This window comes from Flavobacterium gilvum (assembly GCF_001761465.1).
Taxonomy (GTDB): Bacteria; Bacteroidota; Bacteroidia; order Flavobacteriales; family Flavobacteriaceae; genus Flavobacterium; species Flavobacterium gilvum.
In genome coordinates, this window is record NZ_CP017479.1 from 3,315,205 (window position 1) to 3,329,406 (window position 14,202).

The 14,202-nt window shown below is 34.0% G+C and carries 14 protein-coding genes; 3 read left to right on the forward strand and 11 right to left on the reverse strand.

Annotated elements, in window-relative coordinates; all coding sequences use genetic code 11:
• Window positions 1-71: 71 nt before the first annotated feature.
• The 4 genes from EM308_RS13560 to EM308_RS13570 all read right to left on the reverse strand — a co-directional run bounded on the left by EM308_RS13560 (window position 72) and on the right by EM308_RS13570 (window position 3,048).
• The gene (locus tag EM308_RS13560; RefSeq protein ID WP_035640983.1) at window positions 72-419 is read right to left on the reverse strand and encodes a GIY-YIG nuclease family protein; all 348 of its coding nucleotides are present in this window, start codon (window positions 417-419) and stop codon (window positions 72-74) included.
• 231 nt (window positions 420-650) lie between these two features.
• The gene (locus EM308_RS18330; RefSeq protein WP_262488075.1) at window positions 651-773 is read right to left on the reverse strand and encodes a hypothetical protein; all 123 of its coding nucleotides are present in this window, start codon (window positions 771-773) and stop codon (window positions 651-653) included.
• Between the two features lie 83 nt (window positions 774-856).
• Window positions 857-1,723 (reverse strand): DUF808 domain-containing protein, encoded by an 867-nt coding sequence (locus EM308_RS13565; RefSeq protein WP_035640986.1) that lies wholly within the window; start codon window positions 1,721-1,723, stop codon window positions 857-859.
• A 284-nt stretch (window positions 1,724-2,007) separates the two neighbouring features.
• On the reverse strand, window positions 2,008-3,048 hold the full coding sequence (locus EM308_RS13570) for a GMP reductase (protein WP_035640988.1): 1,041 nt from the start codon (window positions 3,046-3,048) through the stop codon (window positions 2,008-2,010).
• Window positions 3,049-3,289: 241 nt separating this feature from the next.
• Between EM308_RS13570 and EM308_RS13575 the strand changes: the two genes are divergently transcribed.
• Window positions 3,290-3,739 carry a hypothetical protein gene (locus EM308_RS13575; RefSeq protein ID WP_051877922.1) on the forward strand — a complete coding sequence of 150 codons (450 nt, stop codon included), beginning with the start codon at window positions 3,290-3,292 and terminating at the stop codon, window positions 3,737-3,739.
• Window positions 3,740-3,743: 4 nt separating this feature from the next.
• Here EM308_RS13575 and EM308_RS13580 read toward each other — a convergent pair whose 3' ends face one another.
• From EM308_RS13580 to EM308_RS13600, 5 genes are all read right to left on the reverse strand, one after another.
• Entirely contained in the window at window positions 3,744-4,238 is a 495-nt protein-coding gene (locus EM308_RS13580; protein WP_035640991.1) for a DUF4199 domain-containing protein, read from the reverse strand.
• 114 nt (window positions 4,239-4,352) lie between these two features.
• Window positions 4,353-5,027: an HAD family hydrolase gene (locus EM308_RS13585; protein ID WP_035640993.1), complete on the reverse strand. Its 675-nt coding sequence runs from the start codon at window positions 5,025-5,027 to the stop codon at window positions 4,353-4,355.
• Between the two features lie 166 nt (window positions 5,028-5,193).
• Window positions 5,194-5,457, reverse strand: a complete 264-nt coding sequence (locus EM308_RS13590) for a hypothetical protein (RefSeq protein ID WP_035640995.1) — start codon at window positions 5,455-5,457, stop codon at window positions 5,194-5,196.
• A gap of 361 nt (window positions 5,458-5,818) precedes the next feature.
• The gene (locus tag EM308_RS13595; RefSeq protein ID WP_035641209.1) at window positions 5,819-6,325 is read right to left on the reverse strand and encodes a GNAT family N-acetyltransferase; all 507 of its coding nucleotides are present in this window, start codon (window positions 6,323-6,325) and stop codon (window positions 5,819-5,821) included.
• A gap of 352 nt (window positions 6,326-6,677) precedes the next feature.
• Window positions 6,678-8,537 carry a peptidase U32 family protein gene (locus tag EM308_RS13600; RefSeq protein ID WP_035638129.1) on the reverse strand — a complete coding sequence of 620 codons (1,860 nt, stop codon included), beginning with the start codon at window positions 8,535-8,537 and terminating at the stop codon, window positions 6,678-6,680.
• Between the two features lie 274 nt (window positions 8,538-8,811).
• On the opposite strand from EM308_RS13600, the gene EM308_RS13605 reads away from it, so the two are divergent.
• On the forward strand, window positions 8,812-9,408 hold the full coding sequence (locus EM308_RS13605) for a hypothetical protein (RefSeq protein ID WP_035638126.1): 597 nt from the start codon (window positions 8,812-8,814) through the stop codon (window positions 9,406-9,408).
• A 104-nt stretch (window positions 9,409-9,512) separates the two neighbouring features.
• Complete coding sequence (locus EM308_RS13610; RefSeq protein WP_035638122.1) at window positions 9,513-10,361, forward strand: NAD(P)H-hydrate dehydratase; 849 nt, start codon at window positions 9,513-9,515, stop codon at window positions 10,359-10,361.
• Between the two features lie 310 nt (window positions 10,362-10,671).
• Here EM308_RS13610 and EM308_RS13615 read toward each other — a convergent pair whose 3' ends face one another.
• Together EM308_RS13615 and EM308_RS13620 are read right to left on the reverse strand one after the other, a co-directional pair.
• Window positions 10,672-13,134 (reverse strand): AAA family ATPase, encoded by a 2,463-nt coding sequence (locus tag EM308_RS13615; protein ID WP_035638119.1) that lies wholly within the window; start codon window positions 13,132-13,134, stop codon window positions 10,672-10,674.
• Between the two features lie 9 nt (window positions 13,135-13,143).
• Complete coding sequence (locus tag EM308_RS13620; RefSeq protein WP_035638117.1) at window positions 13,144-14,196, reverse strand: PKD domain-containing protein; 1,053 nt, start codon at window positions 14,194-14,196, stop codon at window positions 13,144-13,146.
• Between the last annotated feature and the right edge of the window lie 6 nt (window positions 14,197-14,202).

Genomic DNA, 14,202 nt, shown 5'->3' on the forward strand with positions numbered 1-14,202 from the left:
TAGAAACAACTTTATGTGATTCCTCCTCCGTCGGAATGACAAATTTAGGTGATATAAATCGTCCAGTTTTGTCATTCCGACGGAGGAGGAATCACATTGCTATTGACAAAATGATGGTTTAAAAATTCAAAATTATCATTAAATGAACGAATTAATTCTTTTTTTTTGTCTCTTCTCCAACCTTTAATTTCTTTTTCTCTAGCTATGGCCTGCTGTACCCAAGTATACTTTTCGTAATAAACCAAAAACTCGATATTATATTTTGAAGCAAAAGTTTTAATCCCTTTTTCGATGTTTTCTTTATGCTGTTGCAACCTTATTCCTAAATTATTTGTCATACCAATGTAATAGCTTGTTCTATATTTATTCGTGATGATATAAACATAATAGCTGTGATAGCCTTCAGTAAATTCAATCATAATTTAGGGTTTTTCTTGAAAGGTGTTCTAGTACTTATAATCACATATTATGGGATAAACTTTATGTGATTCCTCCTCCGTCGGAATGACACGCATACTTAATTAATTCTCGCTTTTTGCCATTCCGACGGAGGAGGAATCACATACTGCGAGAACGCTAATAGAAGTAAATTATTGAAAAACTTATTAAAAATTTTATTTCAAAGATATTGCGTTCGAGATAGCTTAAGTTTATGTGATTCCGCATGCCTCGGAATGATAAAAAATCACGAATTTTTCCTTTTCGCCATTTCCTCCAAGAGTTTCTCCGGAATGGGTCTGCATTGGCAATTTTTTTGGTGTTCCAAATGCCATTTGACTCTTTGTTCGAAAGTTGGATTTTTGGGCATTCTGTTTTCTAAATGCCAATCTTTATTGGTTTTCATCTCGATTTAAATCTATTTTTTTATCATTTTTTTGATAAAAGTTACAATTCCCAAAACAATAAATCCAATTGTAAGTCCGATGAGAAAATCTTTCAGAAAGGAAGGTAATTGAGGAAAAAGATGATGTAAAAAATCAATATTATGAACAAATATTCCACCAGCAACCAAGAGTAAAGCGATTGTTCCGATTACAGCCAAACTTTTGATGACTTTTGGTAAGGCCTGAACGAGAATGTTTCCGATTGTTCTTGAAAAACTCTTTTCGTTTTTACTCAGTTCGATAAGTTTGAGCCCCATTTCGTCCATCCTTACAATAAGAGCCACGATGCCATAAACGCCTATTGTTGCAATTATTGCGACTAATGAAACAACTATGATTTGACTTTGAATGGGTTTACCTATTACGGTTCCGAGTGCTATTATTACAATTTCGACAGACAAAATAAAATCGGTGAATATGGCTGATTTTATTTTTTCTTTTTCGAGGGATAAAATTTCGGCTTCGGACACCGTTTGGTGTATATCTACTTTTTTGGGATGATGATGCGGAAAAAAGTATTCGTATATTTTTTCGGCGCCTTCGTAGGCCAGATATAGTCCGCCAAGAACTAGGATAATAATTATTGCCAAAGGAAAAAATGCACTCAGTACGAAAGCAATAGGCAAAATGATTAATTTATTGACAAAGGAACCTTTGCTGATTGCCCACAAAACAGGAAGTTCTCTCGAAGAAGCAAAACCAGAAGCTTTTTCGGCATTTACGGCTAAATCGTCGCCTAGAATACCGGCCGTTTTTTTTGTTGCTATTTTACTCATTGCAGCAACATCGTCCATGATGGCTGCGATATCATCCAATAGTGCGAAGAAGCCTGATGTCATTGTTTTTTTGCTTTTAAAGTTGTTTTGATTTTGGTATTATCAGGAAAAAATCAATCGATTTGTTTTGATTGTTTCTTTAGGCTAAGCTACTACTTTTTTGGATGATTTTTTTCTGAAAAACTGAATTTCTAAGCTAGCCCCGATGGAAGTGAAAATCCTTTTTATTTATCCCGTCAGGGTAAATAAAAAGATTGTAGCGGACAGCGGGAGTACACTTGAACTGAAAAACTTTTGCTGTGCTCCTAAAAAAAAATACCGGCTTTACAACCGGTATCTTTCATTGATTATTTGTTGAAAATAACATTTTCCTGTTCCAGAACCCTAATAAAGGTGGTTCTTTTGGTGAGTTCTTTTAATTTGGAAGCACCTACATAGGTACAAGTGCTCCGTATTCCGCCGAGAATATCCTTTAAGGTATCAGCTACGGCGCCTTTGAAAGGAACCTGAACGGTTTTTCCCTCGCTTGCTCTGTATTCTGCAACACCGCCAACGTGTTTATTCATGGCAGTTTCTGAACTCATTCCGTAGAATTTCTTGTATTTTTCGCCGCCTATTTCGACCATTTCGCCACCGCTTTCGTTGTGTCCAGCAAGCATTCCGCCGAGCATTACAAAGTCGGCACCTGCACCAAAGGCTTTGGCTACATCACCAGGAATGGCACAACCGCCGTCGCTAATGATATGTCCGCCCAAACCGTGTGCGGCATCGGCACATTCTATTATGGCCGAAAGTTGAGGATACCCCACGCCTGTTTTTACCCTCGTTGTACAAACAGATCCGGGACCGATTCCTACTTTGATGATATCGGCACCTGCGAGAAGTAATTCTTCGACCATTTCCCCAGTCACCACGTTACCTGCCATAATTACTTTGTCAGGATATTGATTGCGCGCTTTTTTTACAAAACTCACAAAATGCTCCGAATAGCCATTGGCGACATCGATGCAGATGAATTTTAATTGAGGACTTTGTTCAAATATCTCGCCTATTTTCTTGAAATCTTCTTTTCCTGTTCCAGAACTCACAGCGATATAATCCTGAATATTTTCGGGAGCTGTTTTCATGAATTCTGCCCATTCTTCCAAGGAATAATGTTTGTGTATGGCGGTAAAAAGTTTTTCTTTGGACAATTCTAATGCCATTTCAAAAGTTCCTACGGTATCCATATTGGCACCCATTATTGGTATTCCCGACCAAGTGGCGGTACTGTGTAAAAACTTGTATTCTCGTTCTAACGAAACTTGCGACCGGCTCTTCAATGTGGAGCGTTTGGGTCTAATCATTACATCCTTAAATCCTAATTTAAGTTCTGTTTCTATTCTCATGATGCTTAAAATGTGGTTACCTGCAAATTTATGGTTTTAAAAACTAAGCAATATTTAAAATGGAGTTAAAAAATGAGTTATGAGTTAATGAATTATAAATTATGAGTTTGCCTTTTGATATTTATGAAATATGATTTAGTATTGAAAACTATTTGAACGATTAAAGATTTTAAACAATTAAACTTTTATTAATTTATTTGGAGTAGGATTTTTAATTCCTATTTTTACAAAAAATGATAGTATGAAATTAAGAAATTTTTCCCGATTAGTCTTTTTGATAATGATTGTAATCACAACCTTTGTTTCCTGTGGTTCTGATGATTACAAAACTGGAGCCAAAGATGTGGCAGATACTGTTAAAGACGGAACATGGCGGGTTGGTTATTTTTACGATTCCGGTGTGGAGAAAACTAAAAGTTATGAAGGATATAATTTTACTTTTGGCGAAAATACAACATTGACAGCTATAAAAGGAATTATTATTAATACGGGAATTTGGTCTGTAGCAAAAAGCACCAATGATGCTGATATTTACAGTACTATTTTTAAAATTACATTTGCTTCTCCTGATATTTTTGCGCAGTTGACAGGTGATTGGAAAGTGATTGAAAATACCGGAACTTCCTTAAAACTAAAAGACGATAGTAAGGGTGATACACAAATCGATTACCTAAATTTTGAGAAGAACTAATCGATTATTTTTTCTTTAAAAAGAATCCCGCAATCAAGGAAACTAGAATTCCTAAAGGAAAAATTTCCATAAAAGTGAGCAATATTACCATCAGCGGACTTTTGTACCATTCTTTCATTTGGTTCATTTCGGTGGTTTTGGCGGCAAGGTCTTCGGGATTGGTATTTTTTAAGACCATATCGCTGTATTTTTCTATGAAATCAGGGAAAAAATTATAGAAAATAACTAGCCAAGCCAAAACGTAAATGGTCGAAATGATAAAAGAAATTCCCAATCCAATCAGGAATGCCTTTCCAAATGAGATTTTATCATTATTATTTTCACGGTTTTGTTTGATACCAAATACTAGAAAAGTGAATGCCAAAAGCATACTGATAAAACCAATAGCCGCATTGAGCTGCACTCCCGGATTGGCTTTCATGTAGAAAACCATCGAAGACATTACAGTTGCAGCAATCAGCCCTCCCAAAATTCCGTTTTTGAAAATATTTCCAGTCATGATTATAGTTTTTGGATTACTATATCAAATTTACGAAAATTAGATAGGAAATTTTTCGTTTTAAAAACTAATTTTGGGCAGAATTTGGTTTATAAACAGCTGTTCTGATTGTGTTTATATCAAAACATTTACTTCATCAGATTGAAAAAGAGGGATTAAATCCAAAGGAGTATTCAGTGTTTTTTTGGCTCCGTTTACAATTAATTCTTCTTCCGGACGGTATCCCCATGTTACACCTACAGCAAACATTTCGGCATTGGTAGCTGTTTGCATATCGATACCAGAATCTCCTACAAAAATGATTTCATTTGTTTTTAATCCAAGTTTTTTACTTATTTCAATGGCTTCGGATGGATTTGGTTTTTTTAATGCTTCGGTAGTCAAACCAACGACAGGTTCAAAATATCCGGGAAATAAATCGGCTGCGATTTTTTTGGTCAAAGCATCTGATTTATTGGAGAATACACTCATTTTAATGTTTTGTGAAACTAAGAATTCCAATAATTCGGCAATCCCGTTGTATGCTTTTGTTTTACGGGTGCAATTACCGCTATATTCTTCAATCATCAATTGGTAACAATAATCGATATGTTCGTCGTCATTATGAGTTGACGGCAATGCTTTACTTACCAAATTTCGCAGACCACTGCCAATAAAATATTGATAGGTTTCGTAACTGTGAATAGGATAGTCGAGATTTTTTAGTACGATATTCATCGCATCTGAAATATCTTCGAGTGAATTAACCAATGTTCCGTCTAAATCAAAAATAACACCTTTGAACTTCATTTTCTGTTTTTTAAATCAATTGAAAGAATATATTTTTTTCAATTGTTGTTTTAGAATGTCTGCAAAGATAAGGATATTAGCTACGCTCCGTTCACTTCATTCGGGTGTTTTTTACTGATTTTGGCTTTTTCAATAATAGAATTATGTGATTTTATTTATAGAGTAATTACCTCAAATCGAAAGGATTCTGGTTGTTTATTTTGATTGGTTCCTCAGCGGGTTTGCTAAAATTTGTAGGTTCGATTGATCGGATATCGGTAATCCATTTTAAATATTCTCCTAAAAAAATTATGAAATTGTAAGCCAAGTCATACTGATAAGCAAAAAAGGCAATTAAAAATTTAATAAAATCATCTGCCAAGTCATAAACAGTTGCAAAAAAATCAATTAAGAAGTTGATTGTAGCTAATGTGTTGGTTTTCAGTTTCATGGTAATGGGGGTTAATTTTTATTCCTTCTTAGCAAGATTTAAGATTTTAAATCTGTTATAAAAATAGCTGAATTTCATTAAAAAATCGACAAAACACATAAAATTTATTTATATGTAAGAAAAAAATGTTTTTAATAAAAAGCTTAAAAAATTAATAATACCATTTGATCTTATAAAACAGACTGATTTAGTTCAGGTTCTTTTTTATTGAAATTAGACTAATTAATTAGGTTTAAAAAGCAAAAGTTCATTTGAGCAAAATCTCAACATTTTCGAAGAAAACTTTTTTTGGATTCTTTTTGCTTTATGTTATTGTGTAAAGTAATAAACTTAAATGACTTTTATATTTAAAAAACAGGTTCTAAACTATTTTTTCTAAAACGACAAATTCCAATGGTTTTTCAGCAATAATAGCATCTGTGTCATTCAAGGGGAAAGGTTCTCTATCTCCGGTGTCAGCAAAACCGTGGCGATTGTACCAAGCAATCAGTTCTTCCCGAATAGAAATCACAGTCATAACTATTTTGTTGATATTCAGTTCCAAGGCATGAGTTTCAGCTGCTTTCAAAAGTTGTTTGCCAATGCCGCTGTTTTGTAAATTTGGAGAAACAGTAAGCATTCCCAAATAGATTTTATCTCCTTTATTGACAAGCAAAACACAGCCAACAATTGTATTGTCTTTTGTGAATTTCAGGATGGTATTTTCTTTATTTTGAAAAAGTGCAGACAGTTCGTGTGTATCTATTCTTTTGCCTTGTAATAAGTTGGCCTCTGTAGTCCATCCTTGTTTTGACGTTTCGCCCCGGTAAGCAGAATTGACTAGTTTTTCTAAAGCCGAAACATCGTCCAGCACTGCAGTTGTAATCATGAAATGGAAATTTGGTACTTTTTTTCAAAGATAAAAAAAACACAAAGTAAAAAATACATCACTTTGTGTTTTTTGAATTTATATAATTGTTAAAAAAAATTGCGAAAATTTTTGAAATTCGTGTTTGATTTTATTTAATCTATGCTTATCCGTAATTTAACCTAATTGAGTTTTTAGCCACAAACTACACAAATTCTCACAAATTTTTACATACATAATATCAGCTTATATGACCTTAAATGACTTATATGGTGAAATTTAAACAGTCAAAGAAATCTGTGCCAATCAGTTTTTATCTGTTCAATCCGTGGTCCATCTTCAGCTTTTATGCGACATAGCGGACAAGCATTATTTAATCTTCTTCAATTTCAAATTCGGCGTCTTTTTCCCAAATTTCCATTTCGCAAGGCTTGCAATTGAATTTCAGTTTGTATTCCAATTCACCCTGTTTTAGTACCAAAGGCTCTTTAAGTTTGCCTTCCATTGTGTCTTTATGGTATTTTGGACATTTGGCCAACTCATATTTAATGCAATATTTGGTGGTCATCACGCGTGATTTTCCTGGATCCCATTGCAATTCAAATGCTTTTTCGATTTCGGTTACTCCGTGTCGCTCATAGAATTTTCGAGCCATTTTATTGGAAACATTATACATAAAATCCAATTTGGTTTCCGGATAAGGATGACTTGTTTTTTCTATTTTGCGTTCTATGCGTTTGTAATTTTTCAAACGAATTTTTGTCAATTGCTCATAAACAGTTCTTCGCATTTCGTTGATTTTTGAAATAGGCAAAAACCAATTATCGGTAAACTGAATCGTTATTTCATCGGCCGTGTAAGGCGTAAATCCAGTTTTAGCCAATTGCGTTTTGATGTTTTCCTCGATGGATTGATTGTTTTTGGTTTGTTCTTTTGGATGTGCCAATTGAACAGAACTTGTGTTCCCATCTTCATCTGTGGCAAGCAATTCAAAACCAGTTTCGTTTTCGAATAATAATAATGAAGTGCTTATTTTACGAACCGCACTGTCTTCACGTTCTACAATTTTGATAAAAGCGGCATCATTGTTTCTGTAAATGAAAGTACCATCTTTCAGTTCTTTCAGTACATTTGGATACGCCAGTCCATTTTCGACTTTATTCACATAAATACCGTCGGCTTCATTGTTTTCATTGATGTAGCACAAACCGTCGCCGTTGTTCAGTAAATGACCGTTTTCAATTTCATAAGCATTTCCAACAGTTTTGATTAATTTACCAATGTATTGTCCTTTTGATTTTGGACTTTCCCAGGAACCAATTGTGGCGTGGCGTTCATTTACAAAATAATCGGTATAACCTCGGTTGAAAGTACGACTCAATTCTGAATCAAATGTGTAGGTGCATTTTCCGGAAGAAGCTTTGGTATATTTATCGTTGTTTTCAAGGAACGAATCCAGTTTTTTTCTAAGGTAAGAAACGTTGTTTTTTACATAAACAATGTCTTTTAAACGACCTTCGATTTTGAAAGAACAAACACCGGCTTCGACCAAATTTGGTATTTCATTGGAAACATCAAAATCCTTGATAGAAAGTAAGTGCGTGCTTTTAATTAATGTTTCTCCGTGACCGTCAATCAGATTGTAAGGCAAGCGGCAGTTTTGGGCACACGAACCACGATTGGCAGAGCGTTCTCCATTGGCAACGCTCATATAACAATTCCCACTGAAAGAAACGCACAAAGCTCCGGTAACAAAGAATTCCAACTCAACATCGGTAGTTGTACTAATTTCTTTTATTTGATGTAAATTCAATTCACGAGCCAAAACGACACGTTTGATTCCTGCATCGGCCAAAAACTTTATTTTATCAGCATCTCTATTGTTAGCTTGTGTACTAGCATGCAATACGATAGGCGGCAAATCCATTTCCATAATCGCCATATCCTGAATGATTAACGCATCAACACCAATATCATACAATTGCCAAATCATCTGGCGACAAGTTTCCAATTCGTTATCGTAAAGAATGGTATTGATAACCACAAAAACGGGAACGTTGTATAAATGTGCATATTGTACCAAGGCAGCAACATCTTCGATAGAGTTGGTGGCGTTGGAACGGGCACCAAATTGTGGAGCTCCAACGTATACGGCATCTGCACCACTATTTATTGCGGCAATACCTCCAATTAAATCTTTTGCTGGCGCTAAAATTTCTATTTTCTTTTTCATCAGGGGATGATCGATTTATAATTTCTAAAAAGCTGTTTGCTTGCGCAAAAAACGTGCAAAGTTCTTATAAATAATCCGAGATTTCTAACTCAAAATGATTTTTTTTGAATTAGAGCCTGAAAAGTAAGGTTTTGAAAACTGAATTTATTTTTTTAGGAGTGCTTTTTTACAAAAAAATACAATAAATTTAATTATCGAATGTTATGTAATAGGACGTTTTTTGTTTTTACGAGTTTGATTTTTAAAAAGATATATTTTAAAAAAAGTAATTGATATGAAAAGGATATTGTTTTTTGTTTTTTTGCTTGGAGTGTCATTGAGTGGTTACGCCCAGGATGAGTTTAATAATACATTCAAGCCAATTCCGCCGAAGCATCCTGAAGAAGAAAAAGATATTCCGCCAAAAGAAATTTCTCCAAAAGTTACTCCGCCCGATGTCATTAAAAAGAAAGATTCTTTACCATTTGATCCTAAGAAACTTTTTGACAATCCATATTTGTATAAGAAACCTGCAAATACGGAAGGAATTTATTATAGACAAAATCAGTTTTTAGGCAGTTTTAAAACACAGGCTTTGACTGCCAAAATACGTTATCGCGATGCAGCTTTTTTGGATGGTGATAAAGTAAAGGTTTATCTAAATGATAAAGTAATTGTACCAGAAGTTGTCCTAGAAGGAGATTTCAAAGGATTTGAAATTAAATTGGAGAAAGGCATAAACAGGGTTGATATTGAGGCTTTGAATGAAGGTTTTGCTTCGCCAAATACTGCTCAGTTTGAGGTTTATGATGATAAAGGTGTCGCTGTTATGAATGATCAGTGGAATGTGGGAACGGGATATAAAGCGAGTATAATAATCATAAAAGAGTAAAATTATTATTTGAGTTTTCCGACTCTGTTGTGTTATCTGAATTTGATTTTTATTTGAGAATTTTCTTTTCAGAATTTCGTACATTTAACAGAAAATTTAAACTCATGAATAGTCCTATTGCTATTGATAGAAATGAGATTTTAAAACGTTACAAAACGATTGATAAATATACCCACAAAGGCATACAAGGGCATGCGTTAATTATAGGCGGGAGCTATGGTAAGGTTGGAGCTGTTAGTCTTTCGGCCAAAGCAGCATTAAGAACAGGTTGTGGATTGACAACCGTTTTTGTTCCCCAATGCGGGTATGAAATTCTCCAAATATCGGTTCCCGAAGTGATGGTTGTGACAGATGACCATGAAAAATACATCTCGGAGATTGCGTTGAATCTAGATGTAGATGCAATAGGAATTGGCCCCGGAATGGGACAGAAAATGGCAACTCAAAAAGCACTTCATGATTTCTTATCGAATAATAGTTTGCCTTTAGTTATCGATGCCGATGCATTGAATATCCTCTCGCATAATCCTTCCTGGATTGCCTTACTTCCTCCAAAAACAATTTTGACACCACACTACAAAGAATTGGAGCGCTTAATAGGAAAATGGCATTCTGATGAGGATAAATTGGGTAAAACCATAGTTTTCTCTCTTGTTAATCAGGTTGTTGTAGTTATGAAAGGAGCGCCAACTTACATTGTCGACGGGCAAACAATTTATGTAAATACAACAGGAAACGCAGCCTTGGCAACAGCCGGAAGCGGAGATGTTCTTACAGGCATGATTACTAGTCTTTTGGCGCAGTCCTACAAAACGATTGATGCGGCAATATTGGGCGTTTATCTTCATGGTTTGACAGCAGACATTGCTTTGCCTGAAACGGGTTATCAGTCTTTCATCGCTTCGGATATTATTGCCAATATTGGAAAAGCATATTTGAGTTTGAAGAAATAGGATTTAACCTAATTTCATCATAGTTACAGTCTTTATAAATTTTACCTTTTTATCAGAATAAAATCCTTCAAGTGCAATTAATTTACCATCCATGGACGAAGAAAGAGTATAAGGATAAATACTCATTAAGATTGAAACTGAATAAACTGTTTTTTGTATTTATTTTTTTTATCTTTTTTAATTATTTCTCTTGAAAAAGCCTATAGGGAAACACATTCGATGATCTGCTTTTTTTTAATGCTTCAAAAAACTATCTCACAAATAATCCCATTCGGCTACTGATAAATACTCTTTTCCCTCAGTATTCATTTTAAACTAAATATCGACTAGTCTCTTCCTTTATCCATTTTACTTCTTCATTTTCAATAACAACAATCATTTTATCACCATCTTTTACTTCACCGGAAATTATTTTCTTAGCCAATGGTCTTCTTAAATGACTTCGGATAATACTTTTTATAGGTCTTGCACCATATTTGGCATTATATCCATTTTCGGCAAGATAGAGTTTGGCTTCCATCGGAATGTCAACCGTTATATTACTATTTTTTAGCAAATCCATGAACTCTTTTTTAAGATGTATTTCAAATATTTTTAATGCATTTTCTTTACTAATCGGAGCAAAAGGAACAATTTCCGTTAATCTTCCTAAGAATTCAGGTCTAAAATGATTCCCCATAATTTCCATTAAAGATGAAGAAGTAGGAATTTGATTTTTATTGAATGTTTCTACAATATGGTCTGCTCCAATATTCGAGGTAAAAAGGATGATTGCATTCGAAAAATCTCCTTCTTTACCTAATCGATCGTGTAATTTTCCTTCGTCCATAATTTGGAGGAATACATCATAAACCGAAGCATGTGCTTTTTCAATTTCATCAAATAATACGATTGAATACGGTTTTTGTCTTATTTTGTTAACCAATAATCCACCTTCTTCATAACCAACATATCCTGGAGGTGCTCCATAAAGTAATGCTGCCGAATGCTCTTCTTTAAATTCGGACATATCAAATCGGATTATAGCGTTTTCATCCTGAAAAAGAAATTCGGCCAAACTCTTTGCCAATTCTGTTTTTCCAGTTCCGGTTGGTCCTAAAAAAAAGAATGAAGCAATAGGCTGTCCCGCTTTACTTAATCCCGATCTTGATTCCAGAATAGAACCTGCAACTGTTCCAATACAATGATCCTGACCAATTACTCTTCGGCCTAAAACCTCTTCGATATTGTTTAGTTTTTGTTTTTCTTCCTCTTTTAATTTTCCGGCGGGAATACCTGTTTTTTGAGCAATTATAAGCGAAAGATCAAAAGCTTCAATATGAACACGTTTGTCTAGTGCCCTTTCTTCAAGTGTGCTTACAAGGTTTTCAATATATTTAATAATAGCTTCCGAAGTTTCAAATGTTTTGCGGTCATTTTGTTCTTCAACAAGCATTAAAAATGTTGTCTTATTGATTAAATCAGTCAAAAACCAGTTACATTCTTTTATTAATTGCTCTTCAGATAAGTTGCTTTCATTCTGTTTTAAAAGTGCCAATTTATCAAGAATGACATGTTTCTCTTTTAGAAAGGTTTCCCCGGATGTCTTTAAAACCGACATCGTGTGATCTATAAGATTAATGGCAGACTCCGGTAAGCTTTTTTCTTTTAAGTATCTTCTGGATAATCGGATAGACTCTGTAATTGTTTGATCATCGATTTGTATTTTATGATGTTCCTGATACTTTTTAATTGATTCCCTAATCATTCGAAACAAAGTATCATCATCAGACTCTTTTAATTTTATGATTTCAAACATACCTGATAGGCCCTGTTCTTTTTCAATCCTTTTGGTGTATTCGTCGATTGTAGAAGTGGCAATAATGTTTAATCCTTTAGCTAATTCGCCTTTTAAAACATTAGAAACACCAGAATCTCCACCATTTTTATCCAATAATGTATGTATTTCTTCAATAATAAGAATTGCTTTTGGATATTGTTTTAATTCCTGAATACAGTTTTTTAATCGATCTTCAATTTCTCCTTTGTATGATGCGCCGGCAATTAACGATGATAAATCCAGTTCGAAAAGTTGTACTTTGTTTAAAACATCCGGAACCTGATTAGCGATTACATTCTGAACAAGCGTATCAATTAATATTGACTTACCAATTCCACGATCGCCAATAAGTAAAACATTAGGTTTGGAGAATCGGCAAAGAATTTCTTTTATAGTATTCAATTCAATCTCACGACCAACTGCAGCAATATTTTTATTCTTTTTTTCAAGATTTTTGTGAATAGCATATTTCGATAAAAACCCTTTTTTAACCTCTTGCTTCGCACCATTAATCGGTTGTTCGATAATAGTTTGATTTTCCAGTAATTCATTTCTTGAAATTGGGTAAGTTTTCATTTGGTCGAAATTAAAACCTACACCAGGTGAACTAATGGCTACTATAATGGCGTAAAGGCTAATTTCATCTTCATTTAAAGCTATGCGTACTGATTCAGCTTCTTTGATAATTTCATCAATTATATCACTAGGTTCTGCGTCAAGAACCTGAGTTGTTTTGGGTTCATCTTCCATACGAACCTCTGCCCACTCATCAAGATAATAAACGTCCTTACCCATTGTTTCAAGACGTTTCAAAAGTGATAAATCCCTGTTTAAGATAGCCTTTAATAAATGTGACGCAGAATAATGTTTATTAAAATTGGTTTTTGCAATTTTTTTAGCTATTTCTAATGCACTGATCAATTCTGAGCTGAAAATATTTTTTTCTTCTTCCATAATACTATTTTAATCTTTAGACCAGATCAGGTATTTTTTTACTTTATAGCTAATATTCAACCCTTTAACATAGTTATTTTGCTTGTCTTTGTTTAATCGTATTGATTCAATTTTTATTTTTTTCCCTTTAATAGCTGCACACAATTGAGAAAAAGTCAATAAATCTGTATCATTTTTCACAACCGGAATATCCAAATCATCGCACAAATACTCGGAGAAATCGTCTTTGATTTTACTGCCTTCGGCAACTTTATTTAATAGGATTTCAAATTGATCTTCAGATATTTTTGGAGCTTTTTTAGCTATGTTTATACTATCCTTTACGGTTTTAGTTTTTGGAGCAACAGGTACATATTGTAGCATATCTTCTAAAGGGTCTTTTTTTACAGAACCTCTTGGCAATGAAAACGCTTCTGCCTTTTTTTCATATTCATAAGAAGTAACATCCAGTGGGTTTGTTTTTTTTATAACTTTTGGATGAACGTAGATGATTTTTTTTGCAACAGTGCTAAAATCCCCATTTATAACCAGTGTGATTGTTTTTTCTCCCGGTGTTGAAAAAGTGTACACCGGATTAGCAGAAGTTTCATCGATACCTCTGTTTTCTCCAAATGCCCATTCCCATGTTTTGGCCTTATTGGATATCGATTTAAAGTAAGCGGGCTGTCCTACTGTAATAACTTTTGGAGCAATAATTTTAGGAGTTCCCAATTTATCAGCGGCATATTTATCATTAAGAATAAGTTCTTGTGTATGGGTGCAGTCTCCATTTATAGTTAGTGTTACCATAAATTTTCCAGGTTTTTTATACACATGAAATGTATGTCTTCTTACATCAGGTACCGATCCATCTCCAAAATCCCACTTCCATGATTTTGCATTTTGTGTTCGGTCATAAAACTCAATAGATTCATCGCTTTGCGAGTGATCCGAGAAAATATAGAACTTCACATCTTCGCAATCAACATGGTTGAAAAACTGAACTATAGATGCAATAATTCCAATTAATAATAAGATTGCAAAGAAGAATACAACCCTGATATCGATATTTTTTTTATTCATTTTTAA